Annotated in this window: 20 protein-coding genes and 1 CRISPR repeat array; of the genes, 3 read left to right on the forward strand and 17 right to left on the reverse strand. The window is 36.6% G+C overall.

The features are described from left to right. Positions 1–193 precede the first annotated feature (193 nt). Positions 194–1,222, reverse strand: a complete 1,029-nt coding sequence (locus tag HCB49_RS09715) for an Mrp/NBP35 family ATP-binding protein (RefSeq protein WP_185604823.1) — start codon at positions 1,220–1,222, stop codon at positions 194–196. 268 nt (positions 1,223–1,490) lie between these two features. Between HCB49_RS09715 and HCB49_RS09720 the strand changes: the two genes are divergently transcribed. After that, positions 1,491–3,017, forward strand: a complete 1,527-nt coding sequence (locus HCB49_RS09720) for a GW domain-containing glycosaminoglycan-binding protein (protein WP_185604824.1) — start codon at positions 1,491–1,493, stop codon at positions 3,015–3,017. A 39-nt stretch (positions 3,018–3,056) separates the two neighbouring features. On the opposite strand, the gene HCB49_RS09725 is transcribed toward HCB49_RS09720, so the two are convergent. From HCB49_RS09725 to HCB49_RS09800, 16 genes are all read right to left on the reverse strand, one after another. After that, positions 3,057–3,908 carry an aldo/keto reductase gene (locus HCB49_RS09725; RefSeq protein WP_185604825.1) on the reverse strand — a complete coding sequence of 284 codons (852 nt, stop codon included), beginning with the start codon at positions 3,906–3,908 and terminating at the stop codon, positions 3,057–3,059. 21 nt (positions 3,909–3,929) lie between these two features. Continuing rightward, positions 3,930–4,352 (reverse strand): MerR family transcriptional regulator, encoded by a 423-nt coding sequence (locus HCB49_RS09730; protein WP_185605080.1) that lies wholly within the window; start codon positions 4,350–4,352, stop codon positions 3,930–3,932. A gap of 121 nt (positions 4,353–4,473) precedes the next feature. Then, positions 4,474–4,830: a hypothetical protein gene (locus HCB49_RS09735; RefSeq protein ID WP_185604826.1), complete on the reverse strand. Its 357-nt coding sequence runs from the start codon at positions 4,828–4,830 to the stop codon at positions 4,474–4,476. 16 nt (positions 4,831–4,846) lie between these two features. Beyond that, positions 4,847–5,296 (reverse strand): hypothetical protein, encoded by a 450-nt coding sequence (locus tag HCB49_RS09740; RefSeq protein ID WP_185604827.1) that lies wholly within the window; start codon positions 5,294–5,296, stop codon positions 4,847–4,849. A gap of 148 nt (positions 5,297–5,444) precedes the next feature. Beyond that, positions 5,445–6,206: a CRISPR direct-repeat array (repeat unit 36 nt; unit sequence GTTTTGCTAGCATTCAAAATAACATAGCTCTAAAAC). 126 nt (positions 6,207–6,332) lie between these two features. After that, positions 6,333–6,995, reverse strand: coding sequence for a type II-A CRISPR-associated protein Csn2 (gene csn2, locus HCB49_RS09745; RefSeq protein ID WP_185604828.1), 663 nt, complete (start codon positions 6,993–6,995; stop codon positions 6,333–6,335). Continuing rightward, a complete protein-coding gene (cas2, locus tag HCB49_RS09750) occupies positions 6,985–7,326 on the reverse strand; it encodes a CRISPR-associated endonuclease Cas2 (protein ID WP_003733027.1) in 342 nt (113 codons plus the stop codon). The genes csn2 and cas2 overlap by 11 nt, the downstream gene beginning before the upstream one ends. Then, positions 7,323–8,189 (reverse strand): type II CRISPR-associated endonuclease Cas1, encoded by an 867-nt coding sequence (gene cas1, locus HCB49_RS09755; protein WP_185604829.1) that lies wholly within the window; start codon positions 8,187–8,189, stop codon positions 7,323–7,325. The genes cas2 and cas1 overlap by 4 nt, the downstream gene beginning before the upstream one ends. Continuing rightward, entirely contained in the window at positions 8,190–12,194 is a 4,005-nt protein-coding gene (gene cas9 / locus HCB49_RS09760; RefSeq protein ID WP_185604830.1) for a type II CRISPR RNA-guided endonuclease Cas9, read from the reverse strand. 514 nt (positions 12,195–12,708) lie between these two features. Further along, positions 12,709–13,098 carry a hypothetical protein gene (locus tag HCB49_RS09765; RefSeq protein WP_221773061.1) on the reverse strand — a complete coding sequence of 130 codons (390 nt, stop codon included), beginning with the start codon at positions 13,096–13,098 and terminating at the stop codon, positions 12,709–12,711. Positions 13,099–13,205: 107 nt separating this feature from the next. Continuing rightward, entirely contained in the window at positions 13,206–13,451 is a 246-nt protein-coding gene (locus tag HCB49_RS09770; RefSeq protein WP_185604831.1) for an adhesin, read from the reverse strand. A gap of 286 nt (positions 13,452–13,737) precedes the next feature. After that, on the reverse strand, positions 13,738–14,130 hold the full coding sequence (gene rpsI, locus HCB49_RS09775; RefSeq protein WP_003749666.1) for a 30S ribosomal protein S9: 393 nt from the start codon (positions 14,128–14,130) through the stop codon (positions 13,738–13,740). A 21-nt stretch (positions 14,131–14,151) separates the two neighbouring features. Continuing rightward, on the reverse strand, positions 14,152–14,589 hold the full coding sequence (gene rplM / locus HCB49_RS09780; RefSeq protein ID WP_008948835.1) for a 50S ribosomal protein L13: 438 nt from the start codon (positions 14,587–14,589) through the stop codon (positions 14,152–14,154). A gap of 194 nt (positions 14,590–14,783) precedes the next feature. After that, on the reverse strand, positions 14,784–15,530 hold the full coding sequence (truA, locus tag HCB49_RS09785; protein ID WP_185604832.1) for a tRNA pseudouridine(38-40) synthase TruA: 747 nt from the start codon (positions 15,528–15,530) through the stop codon (positions 14,784–14,786). A gap of 5 nt (positions 15,531–15,535) precedes the next feature. Continuing rightward, complete coding sequence (locus HCB49_RS09790; RefSeq protein WP_185480343.1) at positions 15,536–16,333, reverse strand: energy-coupling factor transporter transmembrane component T family protein; 798 nt, start codon at positions 16,331–16,333, stop codon at positions 15,536–15,538. A gap of 2 nt (positions 16,334–16,335) precedes the next feature. Further along, a complete protein-coding gene (locus HCB49_RS09795) occupies positions 16,336–17,202 on the reverse strand; it encodes an energy-coupling factor ABC transporter ATP-binding protein (RefSeq protein WP_061105226.1) in 867 nt (288 codons plus the stop codon). After that, positions 17,178–18,017, reverse strand: a complete 840-nt coding sequence (locus HCB49_RS09800) for an energy-coupling factor ABC transporter ATP-binding protein (protein WP_185604833.1) — start codon at positions 18,015–18,017, stop codon at positions 17,178–17,180. The genes HCB49_RS09795 and HCB49_RS09800 overlap by 25 nt, the downstream gene beginning before the upstream one ends. 130 nt (positions 18,018–18,147) lie before the next feature. Between HCB49_RS09800 and HCB49_RS09805 the strand changes: the two genes are divergently transcribed. Both HCB49_RS09805 and HCB49_RS09810 read left to right on the forward strand, forming a co-directional pair. Beyond that, on the forward strand, positions 18,148–18,810 hold the full coding sequence (locus HCB49_RS09805; protein WP_185604834.1) for an MgtC/SapB family protein: 663 nt from the start codon (positions 18,148–18,150) through the stop codon (positions 18,808–18,810). 118 nt (positions 18,811–18,928) lie between these two features. Then, positions 18,929–19,819, forward strand: a complete 891-nt coding sequence (locus tag HCB49_RS09810) for an acetamidase/formamidase family protein (protein WP_185604835.1) — start codon at positions 18,929–18,931, stop codon at positions 19,817–19,819. Positions 19,820–19,821: the final 2 nt, after the last annotated feature.

Below are 19,821 nucleotides of genomic sequence, written 5' to 3' on the forward strand. Positions count from 1 at the left end.
TTTGTTGAAAACAGCTTTCTGTTTTCTGCCCTGCGATTACCAGTGAGACTTTATGTCTCATTGCTTTTCGTCTTCTTTTTTGTTCAGTTTTCAAAGGTCAGTTTCTTTTGCTGCGAAAGCGTTTTGTCCGCATCAGCAACGTTTATAAATATACCAAGATTTTTGCCTTTCGTCAATACTTTTTACAAAGTTTTTATGATAAATATGGAATTATTTTCTCAGCAAGCGTTTTATAGGCTTTTCCTGAGTTGCTTGAGGAATCAAAAAGAGCTGATACATAGCCATTTCCGTTTGGTTCTGGTTGTTCTATTGGCATTTGAATTAAAAGTTGTGTTTCTAAGTCTGCAGCTACTTTTTCTCCGCCGCCTTGTCCGAATACTTTTAAAACTTGCCCATCTTTCAAGATAAGGTAAGACATATTTTCGATTACCCCGATGATTTTATGGTTATTTTTTGCTGCCATGTATCCTGCTCGTGATGCAACTGAAGCGGCTGCATAGTGTGGTGTGGTGACAATAAGCTCATTGCATTTCGGGATAAGGGTGTGGATATCTAGCGCAACATCTCCTGTTCCAGGTGGCAGATCAATTATTAAGTAATCTAGTTTTCCCCATCTCACTTCTTCTAAAAACATTTTAATCATTTTGCCTAGCATAGGTCCGCGCCAAATAACCGGTTCTCCTGGTTCTACAAAAAAATCCATGGAAATCATTTGGATACCGTGTGTTTCGACTGGGATAATTTGGCCATTTTCTTTGCGAGGTGATTCTGTTGTCCCTAATAGTACTGGGATGCTAAAGCCATATATATCTGCGTCTAGCAAGCCGACTTTTTTTCCTTGTTTCGCTAGGGCGACGGCAAGATTAGCGGAAACGGTTGATTTTCCAACGCCGCCTTTACCACTCGCGATTGCTAAAAATTTCGTTTCGCTAGATTCAGAAAGTATATTATCTCTTGCTTGGAAAATACGGTCAATCACTGCTGCCGGTAAGTATTCCAGATCGATATTTATTTCATTTACACCAAATTGGGTGAGAAGTTCTTCTATATTATGAACAAAATGTTCCGTTTCTATTGCTGGATCAGCTAATGCGATTTTGATGTTTGCTGTTTCCTCAAGCACCTGTACTTCTAAAATGCCTTCTGTTTCCTCTAAGCTCGCTTCTAAAACAGGATCTTGTAATCGATATAGCAATCTAGTAATTTGTTGTTCGTTTAACATATATAAAAACCTCCAAAAATGAATGCGCTGACATACTGTTTATTATAGCATGGCTGTTTTATTTTTTCACATATTGCTTGTTTCTTCTTTATAAAAACAATTTGAAGAGATTTTCACAAAATTTACATATTTACGATTTTGTAGTTTAGCCGTTGCGCGCCAAGCACTTTGGAAGATCAGAAGTTTTTCGTCATAGAAATGTAATAGTTTTTACAACTTATTTATTGATACTATAGTGGCAGATATATATAAAGGAGTGCATTGAAATTTGAACAGAAAGTTTATAAAACCAGGGATTATTCTGTTGATAGTGGCATTTTTAGTCGTTTCTATAAATGCTGGTGCAGAAACAGGAGGTAGTCAAACTGCTCAAGCTAATTTAACTACTTCACAACAAGCGTTTATTGATGAGATTTTACCGGCGGCTCAGGATGGATATCGCGATGGTAAATTACTTACGAGTGTAACGCTTGCGCAAGCTATTTTAGAATCTAATTGGGGTGAAAGTGGTTTAAGTCAGAACTCCAATAACTTATTTGGTATTAAAGGAACTTATAAAGGTAATTCGGTTTCAATGGGGACAATGGAAGCATCTGGCTCAACAACTGCTAACTTCCGCGTTTACCCGAGTTGGAAAGAATCGATAGAAGATCACACTGCTTTAATTACCGAAAATAGCCGTTACAAAGGCGCTGTTGGTGAAACTGATTATCGCAAAGCATTGCAAGCTATTAAAGACGGCGGTTATGCGACTGATCCAGATTATGTTTCTAAATTAGTAGCAATTATTGAACGTTACAATTTAGATCAATATGATGTTGTTTATGACAAAATCGAATCAAACCAGGCCCTAGCTGCTATCGGCACAGTAGCTGAGAACAAAGAACAAGAAGTTATTTGGTCGGCTCCTTACAATACCGCAAATGCTAACGACCTTGGCAATTTGAAAAGTTATACTGGACGCAACCTAGAAATTTCTTGGGAAGCTAAAACTGAAAAAGGCCAATGGTACTTTATTCGTGAAAATAACAAAGATATCGGTTGGGTGAATAGCAATGCGCTTAACCTAAGTTATCACCAGAAGGACGCAGAAAATGTGGCGCTCACAAAATATGTAGATGATTTAAACGCTCATATTTATCGTCTGCCTAATCCTGAAAAACAATTCGATAACGGCACTATCGCAAAATATGATCGAAAAGCCCTTCAAGCCGATAAAAAAATCACTCGTGATGGCTATGCTTGGTTCCAACTTTCAGAAGGCGGCGAAGTAATCGGATGGGTTCGTGCTGATAAGTTGAATGATCGTTTGTATGACCGTATTACGGAACAAACTTCTTATGATGGCTATGCGACAGTAAGTAAATCAGTAACTGACAACGTATGGACTGCACCCTTCAACACAAAAAATGCAGAAAAATTAGCACCACTTGCTGATTATGGCGATGAAAAATTAGAACTTGTAACTCGCGCTAAAGTGGGAAACATTCTTTGGTACCAGTTCAAATTAGATGGAAAAGTTATTGGCTGGGTTAGTGAGAAAGATTTAAATATCTTTTATACTCCCGCTGAAGAAAAACCAGCTACACAAGTCGTTTATGTGCAAGATCCAACAGCGACACTTTATAATAAGCCAGTAGAATCAAAGAGCACTAAATCAAAAGCAGTTGGTTTCTACTATGGGAAACTTTTAGTAGTGGATCAAACAGCTACTATTCTCGGCGAAGATTGGTTGCATATTAAAGACAGCCACAGTTCATTAGGTTGGATTAAAGCTATCGACATTAACGGATAATAAAAAACGAGGTTCTGCACTTACGCAGACCTCGTTTTTTTATACATTTAGTTTGCGACTCGCCATCCATTTGACCATTTCTGGATCGGCATGCGAGAAAAATTGGCTTTCACCTTGGTTTAAGCTCGAAATTTCTTTTTTATCTGCATCGGTTAACTCAAAATCAAATACTGCTAAATTTTGAGCCATTCTATCTGGTTTTACAGATTTTGCTAGGACGATGATATCTTGTTCTACTAGCCAACGTAAAATCACTTGGGCAGCAGATTTTCCGTATCTTTCTCCAATTTTTGTTAAAACTGGATTATTAAAGATATCGTTTTTACCTTCCGCGAACGGCGCCCATGCTTCTACTGCAACGCCTTCTTTTCGTAAAAGTTCGAGATTTCCGGTTTGTTGTTGGAACGGATTGACTTCAATTTGGTTAACTTGCGGTGTTACATCATTGAAGGCAGCTAGGTCAATCACTCGATCCACGCTGAAATTCGATACGCCAATCGCCCTAATTTTACCTTCTGCCTGTAATTCTTCCATCGCCATCCATGCTCCATAAACATCATTAAAAGGTTGATGAATTAGCAGCAAATCGATATAATCCACGCCCAAACGCTTTAACGACCGGTCAAAAGAACTCATGACACCTTTATAACTAACATTTTCTACCCAGATTTTCGTTGTAATAAATAGCTCTTTTCGATCCACGCCAGACGCCGCAATTCCGCGCCCTACCGCTTCTTCATTCATATAACTTTGCGCAGTATCTATATGACGATAGCCTGCAGTAATCGCATCTTTGACCGCTTGCTCCGCTTCGTTTGCATCGGTAATTTGATAAGTTCCAAAACCAAGAATAGGCACTTCTACACCATTGTTCAATCTCACTGTTTTCATCTAAAATTCCTCCTATTAGATTTAAAATTTGTCCCGTTCCCATAATTTTTCTACATTATCCGCTGTCAATTCGCCTGTTTTAAACTGGGCAATGTGGCTATCGTAAGTATCAATTTTGTAAACAAGTAAATCTCTGACCTGCTTCATCTCGGCTAATTTTTCGTCTAATTCTTTTAGTTGGTCAATCAAAACTTGTTTCTGCGCCGCTTCGACATTTTGCGTTTCTCTAAGTTGCGCAAGTGCGGCAAATTCAATTAGCGATTCCACCGACAATCCCGCATTCCGCAAATTTTTCACGAGATAAACCCAGTTCAAATCACTTGTTTTGTAATCCCGGTAACCACTTTCGTTACGATGGACTGGCGGAATAACACCAACCCGCTCATAGTACCGCAGCGTATCTACCGTAAGCCCAAACATATCGGCCGCTTGTTTGATATTCATCATCCATCACCTCGTTTCATTCTTTACATATAGAATTATAAACCTTGGAGTTCACACCAAGGCAAGGATTTTAGTTTTATTTTTTTGACGAACGAAAAAACTCTCTGCGGGTGAGAGAGTTTTATTTATTTAGTAGGATGATTTTTTGGACGTATTTTGAGTCTATTTGGGCTGGAAAGGTTTCTTGGATTGGGAAGTTTTTTGTTAAAATGATTTTTACATTGTCATTTTTGTTTAGTTCGGTTAGTTTTATTTTGTTTCCTGTTTCGTCGTAGTATTTGTTGGCGATTTGGAAACGTATGCTGGATTCTGGGTTCGTTTCGTCGTTTTTTTCTTTGAAGTCTTTGATTAAAATTGATCCTGTTTCTACTTGTTCTATCGTGCCTGTTGCTTCGGTGGTTTGTGTTTGTTTTTGGGTGGTTGAGCATGCTGTTAGCAGGAGTGCGCAAAAAATAAAAATGATTGAGGTCTTTTTCATGGTGGGAGGCTCCTTTTTATTTTAAGTTGTTATTTTTAATAATCAATAGTTCTCTGTCGCTTAAAATCAAGCTTTCAGGGGTTAAATTCTCTATGGATAATTCTGTTTTATTCGTTAAAAGAAGATTTTCCTCGCCGTTCCACGAAGTATATAGTTCAAGTGTATCGCTTTCTTTACTCGCATTTATAATGTAATCGTATAAGATTTTTAAACTTTTAGATTCGTAATCGTTATTTTGCACTTCGCCTTTTAATGGTAATTCTCCTTCGCTTATAGCAACCTGAAATTCGCAAGCTTGATTGAAGTGTATTGAATAGGAGAATATATCATTTGTATCACGGTCGATGTTTGCTTCGAAATTTAAGTTTAAAAAATCCAAATCGTTTATATAGAAGAAAGGGGAAGCAAGCTTATCTTCATTTTTTTGTAGGAGCGACTTTGAAGCGAGGTAGTGATATTGTGTCATGTGGTTGGTTTAGCTCCTTTTTGAACTTTTATAATCCTTGTTAAAGACTACCAAGAACTTTTGATGTGAAAGATTTTATTTCTTATATGTTAGCACTCTAAATAATATAGCTTTAAAACTTTTTTCAGCGTAGTTATCTTCATCAGATGGTTTGTTAGTATTCAAAATAACTTAGCTCTAAAACAATGGGTGCTACATGTAAGCTTGCTTTGTTGTTTTGTTAGCATTCAAAATAACATAGCTCTAAAACCCTAATTGTAAATATCATCCAGATAATCATGTTTTGTTAGCATTCAAAATAACTTAGCTCTAAAACTTGGCGATATGAATACTAACAGCGTCTACCGTTTTGTTAGCATTCAAAATAACATAGCTCTAAAACTCAACTGCTTAAAGAACCTCTTTGCGAAAGGTTTTGCTAGCATTCAAAATAACATAGCTCTAAAACATGTTACAAGTCCGTATTTTAAAACAATTGGTTTTGCTAGCATTCAAAATAACATAGCTCTAAAACTAACGGTAATGTCAAGCAATAACTTTCCTAGTTTTGCTAGCATTCAAAATAACATAGCTCTAAAACAACCAGACAGATATACACCAGCTCTATCCGGTTTTGCTAGCATTCAAAATAACATAGCTCTAAAACACCATCTTTCGTATACCATAATTCTAAAAAGTTTTGCTAGCATTCAAAATAACATAGCTCTAAAACTCACATGGATTCGGATCGTTATTTTGTAAAGTTTTGCTAGCATTCAAAATAACATAGCTCTAAAACTGCTTCACAGACGCAGACAATAGCTTGCTTGTTTTGCTAGCATTCAAAATAACATAGCTCTAAAACTGCATTTGTTCCTGCTTTCGCCAAATCTTTGTTTTGCTAGCATTCAAAATAACATAGCTCTAAAACCTCGTAGAATTTTTTCATCCTCCGAGATTCCGTAATCGCGCTACTTATCCATAGCAAGATTTCAATTTTGAATGCTACTTAATAAGTTAATTAAATAATATTTTATTTTCAAAGAACGTCCAGCCCTTAAACACCATTTTCCACATGTAGAAAATAATCTGGATCCAAAATAACCTGCGAAAAGCCGTCTATTTTTCTAGGTTCAATAAACAAAACTTTCACTTGATACAAAGAAGTATACTTTCTTAATTCTACCAACTCTTCTTTTGTAAGATAAGCACATACATTAATAAAAACTAACAACTTTTTCTTTGATAAATATTTATAAACTTGTACAATTTCAATTAATTTCTCAAAAATTGTATCGCTTTTAGTTTCTATTTTTATTCCTAAAGCTTTAAATAATTCAATAACTGTAATTTCATCTTCTTCTAAATCCAGCTCATGCTCCAATAGCTCGTAACCTATTAACTCACTAATCGTCGCAGTCAACTTATCAATCATTGATTTTACTTCGGGCTTTTCATTAAGTTGTTGCTCTAAATCAGCATAAATTAATTTTAGCGTTGCAGCAGAATTAATATCGTGACCCAATATATCCGTAACCAACATCAATTCACTACTTTTTAAGGGCTGCTGTTTTGCATTGAAAACTTTTAATTCCTGTATTTCATCGTATTGATAGAACAACTTCGCAACATTTGCAAAAACGCATACATCTTCTATTACAAATATAGTCGAATCTTCAATTGTTATAGGCTCATCAAGTAGTTTAAAATTAAAATTCATCGATAGCATCTCCCAAGAAAATGAGTCTGGCATCTGAATTACCTACACTTTTATTCTGTTCGCCACTTAAATATACCATACGTGCAAACTGTTTTTCGGTAACAGTCAATAGCGTAATAAGGCCTTTTTTAGGATTTTGTTGTTTCAAGCGCGCGAGCATCGCCTTACTAGCAGTTCCATTTAATAAAATTTTACTATAAACGGAATATTGGTGCATAATAAAGCCCTCACTCAGTATAAAGCGTCGAAATTGACGGTACGCTTTTCTTTCTTTGGCTGTGTCTGTCGGCATATCAAACATTAATAACATTCTCATATATCGATAACTCATATCCTAAATTCAGGAACTCCTTCCCTTTCTTTATTTAAGACTTTAACTATTTTTTTCGTATAATCACTAGCAATATTTGTTAAAAACATATGCTGTTCATTATAGTCAAACTGCTTGTTGAATAATTCAAATAAGGAGCGCTTGATTACTTGAAAATCCTCATTTCGCTTTTCATACACAATTTGATCCACTAGTAGTCTAAAAGGTTCCATTATATCACTGGCGAAATTGAAGTCGTTAAATTGGTTAGAGTGCTTTAAACCAAATTGCGTCATACACCCAGATTTCACCAATTCTCGCGCAAAAATACTTAGCAATAATGTATAGCCATAATTCAACCCACTATTAATATCATTTTCTTGTTCCCTCGTAAAATCATTGCCAAAAAGCTGATTGAAATATATCCTAGCTGCATGTCCTTCCCGATTGGTCGGATCAAATATCTCTAAAGTTTCATGTAACTTGATTAATGAGTCAGATTTTTCATCGTAGTTCAACCTCGATAAAAACGTACTTTGATTTAAGATTTTCTGAGAAATAATTTCAGTCCATACCTCGGATTTTAATTCAGAATCCCACCCCAATTGTTTTGATAATTGCAAACTACTATCATGTCGACCATAAAAAGGAAGCACCTTTCCAATAGGCAGTCGCTTATCATCACAAAAGAGAATCAAAATATTTTCAGCTACTAAGCAGTTGATTAACATAGTAGTCAGAGTAATATCTGTTGTTTCTAGGATGAGGACATCAATTTCTGATAGATGAATCATTTCATGTTGATAGGCAGATTTAAAAACAAGATGCTGGTTTTTGTATGATAATTTCGAGTGTGAATTTACAACAACTGTCCGCCACCCCATTTAGTTATCCAACCTTTTTCGTGATTCATATAGCCCTGTGATTGATTGGTAGATGATGGTGGAGTTTAATAGTTCTTTAAGTTTTCTATCCCTTTTACGTTCGATTTTTGTTCCAAAAAAGCTAAAATCTTGATGCACACCAAAAGCATTAAACTTCTTTAAGCTCACAAAAGACTCAGCAATAGACTTAACGTCACCATCCTTATTTCGTTCATAGAGCATATTAATTTCATCAAGTCTATCATTAGATAACGTGTACTTCCTCGCAAATTCTGATATATGCGCTAGTAGTTCATCAAACAATGCTCTATGCACTTCAATATAAGCTAAACTTTCCCCGTCGATAGCCTCATATTTTTCTGCGTGATAAAGCAAGGTCATTAAATGATTTGGCAACAGCATTTGATTTCCTTTATGAGCTTCATTAGCGCTACCTAGCATTCTACGGCGTCCATTTTCGCATTCATATAAAGTATACTTTGGTACTTTTATGAGCACTTTTGGTTGATGATAACCCTTTTCTTCTAAGAATGTTTTCTCATCTTTTTCAAATGCCTCACGTTCCATGATGTTAATTTGAATTAGTTTTTTCTCAATTCTTACCTTCCTCTTTTGCTTTTCATGTTCAATGATGATTGCGTAAGCCATTTTAGAACCATCAAAACCACCATATTTTATTGGATCCCAATCTTTTTTTCTAGGAATTAATTTATTAGACTTTCCTTTGGGGTTAGGGGTCACATTTGAAAATTCACCTTTTTGAATTTCTGTTTTCTTAACAATATTCATTTGTCGATAGCCAAGAACTTTCTTAACAGTCTCCAGATACCTTTTATCCCAAAGAATCTCACCATTTTCATCTATTATTCGATCTTTTTGCGCAAAGAATAACATAATGTTTGTATAAAATTGTTTTTTCGCCGTAGCTTTATTTGCTTTAAACCAATCAAATTGATGGTACTCCCCGTAAACAAATTCCGGCTCTAACTGAGGGTATGCTTTTAACAATGTATTAGCGACCACGCCATTTAAATATGCATCGTGGGCGTGGTGATAATCATTAACTTCACGCACCTTGTATAATTGAAATTGTTTACGGAATTGGCTAACCAACGCGGATTTCAAGGTAACTATTCGGATTTGCTCCACTGCATTGCCACCCTCATCTTTTTCAATGTTGAAGCGTTGATGCAAGATATTCGCCACATTTTTAGTTATTTGGCGAGTTTCTACTAATTGTCTCTGGATGAAACGTGCTTTGTCCGCTTCTGTGAGTCCACCTTTTTCAGCTTTAGTTAAATAATCAAATTTTTGTTTAGTTATTAATTTTGCTTCATATAGTTTCTCCCAAAAAGCTTTCCTCTTCCGAACAATCTCTAATGATGGTACATTATTTCCTTTTTCCCGGTTAGCAGACGAACTTACTAACACTCGGTTGTTAATCGAGTTATCTGTTATAAAACTCTGAGGAATAATATGATCAATATCATAATTAGATAGATTATGAATGTCTAATTCTTGACCTGTATACATATCTTTCCCATTTTGCAGATAATATAAGTACATTCTATCATTCTGTAATTCTTGGTTTTTAGTCGGATGCTCTTTTAAAATTTGACTTCCAAAATCTTTAATAGCCTTTTCTAACGCTGTAAGACGCGGCTTAGAATTATTTTCCCCTTTATTTGTTGTTTGATTCTCTCTAGCCATTTCCACAACAATTGTTTGAGGTGGATAACCCATCACACTAACAAGTTCGTCAACAATTTTCAAACTTTGCAGGATACCTTTTTTTATAGCAGGGCTACCAGCAAGATCTGCCACAATACTTTGAAGGTCTTTATCAGCTGTAGATACTTGCTCTTTCTCAATAATTGACTTGAATGATAAATTACTGTCATTTATTAATTGCATCAGATTGCGATTTAGCCCATCGTCATTCATCAAATACTCTAAAATAGTCAGGTGCGATTGTTTATCACGAATCCCAACAAGCAACTTAGCTGATAATCTTCCCCATCCTGTATAATGTCGTCGTTCTAATTTTTTCAGAACTGTTCCATCCAAAACATCAGAGAATTGCTGTAACTGCTCTTTAATCATACGTTTATCTTCAAACACAGTTAAAATTTTAACTATGTCTTCTAGCATCTCCGTATTTAGAGGATTATCAAGAATTTCTTGTTTTATTCCAACCTTCATTAAATCATGATAAGTAGCATAACTAGCATTAAAAGAGTCCTCCAAACCTTCAATGGTTGGACTTTCAACATGGTTTATATTGCATAAAAACAACTCTAAATCTTTCTTTTTCACTTTACGTTTTTGTTTAAATAAGTCATTAAAAATCTGTTGTTTTTCCTGGCCTGAAAAATAGTTCGTTTTCCCTTGATCATCAATGTATCTGATTTTGGTTAACTCATTATAAACCATGTATTTTTGATAACACAGACTATGTTTAGGTAACACATTTTCTTTAGGCAAATATGTATCTTTATTCGTCATCTTTTCAATGAAATCTACCGCAGACTTGCCGAAATCTACTTTTCCTTCTATATTCCATGGTCTAATTTCACCATCAGCTTTTCGAGTTAACCAAGCGAATTCACTTTGTCCTTTAGCTAAGGGACCTACAAAATAAGGAATTCTAAAAGTTACTAAACTCTTTATTTTTTCATAGTCTTCTCTTAAAAAAGGATAATATTTGCCTTGCTGATGTAAAATAGCCTCTAGTTCTTCCAAATGCAATTGATGCGGAATAACCCCATTATCAAATGTCCGTTGTTTTCGTAAAAAGTTTTCTTCTTCTATTTTAGCAATAAAATAATCTGCGCCTTCGATGTTCTCTAATGTTGCTTTCATATACTTATAAAAATCTTCTTGCTTTGTTTTGCCATTTATATAACCTGCGTAACCATGTTTTTCGGTATTACTAAATATTTCTGCATATTGCTTAGGTAAACGAAGCTTAATAAACGCTTTCAATTCCCCCAAATCTGCTTCATGCGTATCATAACGTTCAATCATACTTGCAGATAACTTCGCGTTCGTTTCATTATCAGCCACTGTAATAATACTAGATAAAACCACCGCATTATATGTATTTTTCACTGCAACAAAAAGTTCCGCATATTCATCTCCAATTATCGCTAACAAAGTCTCCAAGTCCTCTTCATAGCTTTCTTTCCCGCATTCAATAACTGTTTTCTCGGCAAGATCAAAGACCTTTTGAAAATTCCCTTTATTACCTACGATTAAGCTTATGAATTGAGCAAGCGTTCCTGCAGATTTTTCACCTGGATATAAATTTAAAATCCTTTCAAGTTTTTCTTTTCGTGTGATTTTTTCAGCTAAAATTTTAGCAACATCTATATTTTCTTCGACTTTTGCTAGAGTTCCCTCTTCAATACTATTCTCAAACACTTGGTTATATGTTTGTATAAATTGCTTAAATACTCCATCTATAGAGGTGTTTTGGGTATCCAACGCGCCTTCAATTAAAAAATTACCGCGATATTTTATAATATGAGCTAAAGCTAAATAAATTAATCTTAAATCAGCTTTTTCTGAAGAATTAACAAGTTCTTCCCGTAAGTGGTAAATCGTCTGGTAAGCTTCATGATACGCTACTTCTTCCTCTATTGTTCCAAAAAACGGATGGCGACTATTTCTTTTTTCGCTATCAACATAAAAGCTATCATTTAATCGACAAAAGAAATTAGCATCAGTTTTAGACATCTCCGTTGCAAAAATTTCTTGTAAATAAGAAATACGATTGCGCCTTCTCTCTATTCTCCTTCTAGCTGTTCTGCTCATTCTTCTCTTAGCTGCTGTTTCGCCTTTCTCAAACAGTCTAACACCCCAGAAATTCTTCTTAATCTGTTTTTTCTCTGAGTCTCCAGAAATTTTCATTTTTCTCTTCACTAAATCATACTGATCAGTTAACACTGCCCATCCAACCGAATTCGTCCCTATGTCTAAGCCAATCGTGTACGGTTTTTTCATTTTTTTCATCCCTTCAACAATTTTTAGTTGCATTCTTTTTATAATTTGGTACAATGTATATATTGTTAGTATTCAAAATAACATAGCAAGTTAAAATAAGGCTTTGTCCGTTATCAACTTTTAATTAAGTAGCGCTGTTTCGGCGCTTTTTTTGTGTAGTTTTTTCGAAGTATCACTTTAAATTGATATTACCACACTACTATATTCCTATGTACATTAAGATATACTATTTATACTAATATTTACTTCATTCATCTCTTTATCTAATTATTATGAACCTTTAATTATTATAGCATATTTTGATGATATTGTTATAATAATCACAATTAATTATTACCTGTTTTCCTCCTAGCTAGACAAAAATCTAAGAATACAATGTAAATAAAAGAACAAACCATTTAAAATTGGTTTGTTCTTTTATTTATTCCTGAAAAATTAATTATAGACCTGCGCTTATTAGCCTCATTTTTTTCATTTTGAATCATTCTATTTAGCAACCAATCAGAGGGCCACATTATTTTCCCCTTAAATACTCTTCTACCTTCTTCTTTGGTGCTGGAACAAGATCTTCTTCAATTTCCACACGTTCATTTCTAATTCCCGTATACAAACATTCATCACAAAATTTAACCAGCGTATCCTCTCTACTGACCATTGTTGTTAATCGTAAATTACTATCATTACAGCTAGGACATAACTCCTCCGTCATATAAGCACTTAAATCCCATATCAATGATGAGACTTGATTAGAAAGTTCTTCTTCGTTTAAACCTTCTATAACCTTATTTGTATAAAAAGGGATAGCTATTTCAAAATTGTCATCAGAATGTCCTAAAATTAAACTTGTAGAACCAAGTCTCGTTATTGCATCTAGGTAATCTAAAGATATATATTTTGAAAACACAGTATAATACTTGTTCACATATTCAATAAGATCATCAAAGAACATGTTCAAATTATTGATTTCAAATTTTTGTAAACTGCTAAAATATCTTCTTTCATATTCTCCTCCTAAGGTTTAGGTACAGGATAAGTTGTAATTATATTGCCTGCTTTATCCGTGATAACCTTTATCCATGTTGTTGTTTGACCGCCTAAGCTAGGCTTAACAGTCCCTAAATTTTTGCCTATATCTATTACTCTTTCAAAGTCTCCTGATTCTATCTGCTTTACAGGTGTGTTTACAACTTGTTTTGATTGCAGAATATTTTTTAAATCTGACTCAGGAATTGTAAACTGCCCCTTGTATCGTGACATGTATTACTTTTCCCGTTTCATGTGTTTGCATCCTCTCTTTTGATGTTTATAATCCACTTTTATTATAACATTCGCAAACAGCATGACTCTAATAATACCAAATAAGTTATACAACTCTTAATTCATTTGCACTCTTTTCATCAATTTAACCTCACTGCAAAAATAGCCACACATTGTTCTCCCTCTATATAATTTTGTCTAACTATACCAAAAACTATGCCAAAACCAAAAAACAAACAAAAAAAGCATCCCCCTCCGAAAAGGGAAATGCTTTGAAACGCTGATATTAACGTTTTGAGAACTGAGGTGCACGACGCGCGCCTTTAAGTCCTGGTTTTTTACGTTCTTTCATACGTGAATCACGAGTAAGTAGACCAGCGGATTTAAGTGCTGGGCGGTACTCAGGAGCCACTTGTAATAGTGCACGAGCTACACCATGACGGATAGCACCGGCTTGACCAGTGTAACCACCACCGCGAACGTTTACTAGTACATCATAGTTACCTAAAGTTTCTGTAGCTACTAAAGGTTGTTTGATAACTTCACGAAGAGCTGCAAATGGGATGTAATCTTCCCAGTCTCTATTGTTAATAACGATTTTGCCGTCGCCTGGTACTAAACGTACGCGAGCTACAGAGCTTTTACGACGACCAGTTCCGTAATATTGTACTTGAGCCACTTAGTATTCCTCCTTTATTAATTAACCGCGTAATTCGTATACTTCTGGTTGTTGAGCTGCGTGTTCGTGCTCAGATCCACCATATACGTGTAATTTTTTGAATAATTGACGTCCAAGAGAATTTTTTGGAAGCATACCTTTGATAGATAGTTCTAATAATCTCTCAGGATTGTTCGTACGCATTTCGCCTGCAGTACGAGATTTCAAACCGCCTGGATATTGAGAGTGACGGTAGTAAATTTTGTCAGTAGCTTTTTTACCAGTAAGACCAATCTTACCAGCGTTGATGATGATTACAAAGTCTCCAGTGTCGATATGTGGAGTAAATTGTGGTTTGTTTTTTCCGCGAAGAATTGAAGCAACTTCACTGGATAAACGTCCTAAAGAAACACCAGTAGCGTCGATAACGTACCATTTACGTTCTACTTCGCCGGGTTTCGCCATATAAGTTGTACGCATGAATTACCCTCCTAAATAAATTGAAACAAATTAGCTCCCGAAAACTGTTCCTAATTCCCGAAATGCTATTCTATATTTTTATTGTTTAAACACAACAACCTTCCGGGGCTTATTGTGGGGCAAACAATACCATAGTCCATAATACAGTTTTTAACACGAAAAGTCAATGCGTTATCTAAAAAAACATCCAAATTTTATTCGTAGTCAACTCGCCATAAATATAACCCTTGTGGTGGCGCAGTTTTACTAATTAATTTTTGCCGATCACGTGCTAATAGAGCCTTCGTAATCTTATCCGGAGAAATCCGTCCTTGTCCAGCATCCAGCAATGTTCCTGTCAAAATCCGCACCATATTGTACAAAAATCCATTCCCTTGAAAAGCAATCACTAACGTCTCGTCGTCCTCTTCATAAAAATCAATACTATAAAGCGTCCGGACTTTCGAATCCCGCTCCGTTCTCGCCGAACAAAAACTAGTGAAATCATGCTCACCAACTAGCCGCTCGCTCGCCAGCTTCATTTTCGAAAGATCTAGTTCATACGGATAATGGAGCGCAAAATTCCGACTAAAAGGGTCAAAAATTTTCGTCCGTTTTACCACATAACGATATTCTTTTCCAACCGTACCAAATCTCGCATGGAAATCAGCGGGGACTTCCTCCACTGTCAAAAAACTAATATCAAATGGCGTCATGACTTGCAAAGCTTTTTGGAATTTTTCAGCGGTAATATCTAGTTCCGAATCAAAATGAATTACTTGCCCTTTTGCATGAACGCCGGTGTCAGTTCTTCCCGAAGCCGTAATCCGAACATTCTTACCTTTATGCATTTTTTTCAGCGCTTTTTCAATTTCCGCTTGGACTGTCCGTGTATTCGGCTGCACTTGATAACCGTAAAACCCGCTACCGTCATAAGAAATTATCGCTTTATATCTTGTCATTCATTTCAACTCCGCAACCAAAATAATAATCCACTTAACACTGCTAAAGAAATTAATAAGAAAGTATCCGCAAATCGCCAGCGTAGTAACCGGAATCTCGTTCTTCCCTTACCACCGCGATAACCACGAGCTTCCATCGCAATCGCCAAGTCTTCCGCACGCTTGAACGCACTAATGAAAAGTGGCACGAGTAACGGAATGATTGCTTTAATCCGGTCACTCCATTTTCCACTCGTAAATTCAACCCCACGAGCTTTTTGGGCTTTTAAAATTTTCTCTGTTTCATCCATTAATGTTGGGATAAATCGTAAAGAAATACTCAGCATTAAAGCAAGTTCATGTACTGGTAAATTTACTAAACGAAACGGTGCTAAAATTTTCTCCAGTCCATCTGTTAGTTCAATCGGGCTTGTCGTTAATGTTAAAAGCGTCGTCATAAAAATAATCAGAACGAAACGACAGAACATCATCGCCCCATTTGCCAGCCCGAGTGTCGTAATTTGTAAAAGTCCTAAATCAACTAAAACCGTCCCGCCTTTCGTAAAAAAGACTTGCAGTAATAGCGTAATTAAAATAAGCCAGAAAATCGGTTGTAACCCTTTAATAAAAAATAAAAATGGCACTTTCGAAGTTAGAACTAAATACAAAACATAAGCAAACATTAGCGCGTACGTCAGCCAATTATTCGCTAAAAAGACAATCGCTATAAACGCCATAACAGCAGTAATTTTTGCGCGCGGATCAATTCGATGTAGCCAAGAGTTTCCCGGGATATAACGGCCGAGAATCATTTTATCCATCATAATTAAGCCCCGCCCTTCGCTAAGTAAGGCGCCATTTCAGTTGTTAATTCATCAATCGTTAAACATGTCTTTGTTAATTTCACATCAAATTTACGCTCGAAAAGCCCTTGGAACCGTACCACATCCGGCACAGATAAACCCAGATCAACCAGTTCACCCGGCTTCGCGAAAATTTCACGCGGTGTGCCAATTTGCAGAACTGTCCCAGCTTTCATTAAGACAATTTTTTCAGCGTAGCGCGCAGCATCTTCCATACTATGTGTTACAAGGACTGTCGTTAACCCTTTTTCTTTATGAAGGTTGTAGAACATTTCCATGATTTCTTCGCGTCCGTGAGGGTCTAGTCCCGCTGTCGGCTCATCTAGCACAAGCACTTCTGGGTCCATCGCCAAAACACCAGCAATCGCTACCCGGCGCATTTGTCCCCCAGAAAGTTCAAACGGCGAACGCGACAAAATTTCTTCTGTTAGCCCCACTTCATAAATCACTTTTTTTGCGCGTAGTTTCGCATCTTCCTCGGAAACGCCGAAGTTCATCGGTCCAAAGCAAATATCCTTTTCAACCGTTTCTTCAAAAAGTTGTGCTTCAGGAAATTGGAAAACGATCCCGACTTTTTTACGTAAATCGCGTAGTTTCTTTTGCTTCACTCCAGCAACGATTTCGCGATCGCCAACCGTGATTTTACCTTCTGTCGGCATTAAAAGAGCGTTCAGATGTTGCAGCAAAGTCGATTTCCCAGAGCCAGTATGGCCAATAATTGCAGAATAGCTACCAGAATCAAAAGAAACATTTACATCAAGCAATGCTCGCTTTTCAAAAGGGCTATTTTTTTGATAACAATAACCTAGTTGTTCGAGTTTAATTTCCATAATTGATCGAGTAATGCTCCTTCCGATAGCACGGTACTTCCTGTTTCAAAGCCACCTGCAACTAATTTTTCTTGTAATTCAATAATAAATGGAACCCCTAAGCCAATTTCTCGCATGGCATCTGCTTGCTGAAAAATTTCTTGCGGCGTGCCTTCACTATGAACTTCACCTTTATTCATCACAATTACTCGATCCGCGAAAAGGACTTCATCCAAATCATGCGTAATCGAAATAACCGTGATGTCTTCTTGCTCGCGCATAATCCGAATTGTTTCCATTACTTCGGCGCGACCTCGTGGATCAAGCATCGAAGTCGCCTCATCCAAAATAATCACATCCGGCTGCAGCGCCAAAACGCCCGCAATTGCGACACGTTGCTTTTGTCCACCAGAAAGTCTCGCCGGTTCATGTAGCGCATAGCTTTGCATACCAACTTCATTCAAAGCCGACTCCACTCGTTCCACCATCGTATCATGCGGAACACCGTGATTTTCAAGCCCGAATGCAACGTCATCTTGCACAGTAGCCCCAACAAATTGGTTATCTGGATTTTGAAAAACCATCCCAACTTGCCGTCTAATATCCCATATATTTTTTTCAGACAAAACAAAGTGCCCGATTTTAATTAAGCCATCTTCTGGAAACAGTAATCCGTTGAGTAATTTCGCAATAGTAGATTTCCCTGAACCATTGTGCCCAACAAGCGCAACCCATTCACCTTTTTGAGCAGAAATGGATACATCTTTCACTGCATATTTTTCCGTATCTTCATATTTATAAAAAACGTGCTCTAATCTCACAAAACTTTCTGCCACGCCTAACACCTCACTTTTTGACCATTCATTGTTTATTATAGTATAAACATCCATCCGGCGCAAAATTTCCTTTTTGATTGTTTTGCTTTAATGCGAAAGGGAATATATTAACGTTAAGGATGTGATAACTATGTTAGCAGATTTTATTTTACGACTTGTTGTTGCGGGCCTCCTTGGAGCAGTTATTGGACTTGACCGGGAAATTAGAGCGAAAGAAGCTGGATTCCGTACGCATTTCCTCGTTTCGCTTGGTAGTGCGTTAATTATGATTGTCTCTCAGTATGGTTTTTCCGAAATCGCCACTATGCAAAATGTATCGTTTGACCCTAGTCGTGTCGCAGCCCAAGTGGTAAGCGGGATTGGCTTTATTGGCGCTGGTACGATTATTATCCAAAAGAAATTTGTGCGCGGGCTAACGACAGCTGCTGGACTTTGGGCTACGGCTGGCATCGGGCTCGCTATCGGCGCTGGGATGTATTGGGTTGGTATCGCCGCAACTTTACTGACGCTGATTGGCTTAGAATTTCTCAGTATCATCTTCAAATCATTCGCCTTCCATACAACCGCGATAATCTATTCCACCGACAAACAAGAAAACCTCGTGAAAATCACGGATCAGATTCAACAAAATAAACAACAAATCGTTTCGTATTCTAGCGAGAAAGAACTCATCGGCGAAAGTCTTTTTATCCGTGTAAATATTGTTGTAAAAACAAAGAATAAGAACGATGAATATGAACTATTTCACTTTATCCAAACACTTCCTAACGTAACCGTCGAAAAAATGGAGTAAACAGGGCTTTTCCAATGATTTTTACACGTTTTTGTTCACAGAATATCCATTTACTTCCAGCTTCTTCTTTTGCTATAATTCACCCGTCAGCACAAACTGAACAGAGAGAAGGGATGAAATGAAAAACTTTGTAACCTCAGAACGTTCGATTTTCGAGATGGAGAAATCAACGAAACCTGTGATTACAGTGAAAGATGGCTCTGTAGTAAAAATAAAAACAAAAGACTACTTCAACGGCCAAATTCACAACGAGCAACTTCACTACGGGGAACTAGATTGGAAGGAGTTTTCGCCAACTACCGGACCAATCTATATTGAAGAAGCAAGACCAGGGGATTTATTAGCTATTACGATTGAAAAAATTGAACTCCTAGGGACGGAGGTCTTTTTGCTAAATGGGCCTAATATTGGTATAACGGACGACTTATTAACAAGTAATTGTATACGACGCTATCCTATGGAAAATAACCACATTGTTTATTCAGACGATATTCACATTCCAATAAAGAAAACAATTGGTTTACTAAAAACAGAATCATTAAACACATCTAAATTACCTACAAAAAACGGCGGCATACTTGATTCTTCTGAAATCACTGAGGGCGCAACAATCTTTTTACCCGTCGACAAATTTGGTGCTTCACTCCATGTCGGCAACGTCCGTGCAACAACTGGCTTTGGAAAAACAACAGCAACTAGTGCCGAGGCGCCCGCAGAAGTCACTTTACGACTACAAATTCTTAAAAATCGGACTGCGCCAACTCCGACAATTATTCATAACCACCATTTAATTTGCTTAGCTTCAGATCTTACCATTGAAAAAGCTACGCAAAAAACGATGCGTAACATGATAACTTTACTTACGGAATCAGACTTAATGACAACAGAAGACGCGATGTTCTTAATTTCTCTTCAAGCCGATTTCCAAGTCTGCAAATTATGCAAGCCAAATATCACTACAAGCATCAAGTTACCTTTAGATTATTTTCCAGAAATGCCATTTTTATAAAA

Source organism: Listeria cossartiae subsp. cayugensis (genome assembly GCF_014229095.1).
Classification (GTDB): Bacteria; Bacillota; Bacilli; order Lactobacillales; family Listeriaceae; genus Listeria; species Listeria cayugensis.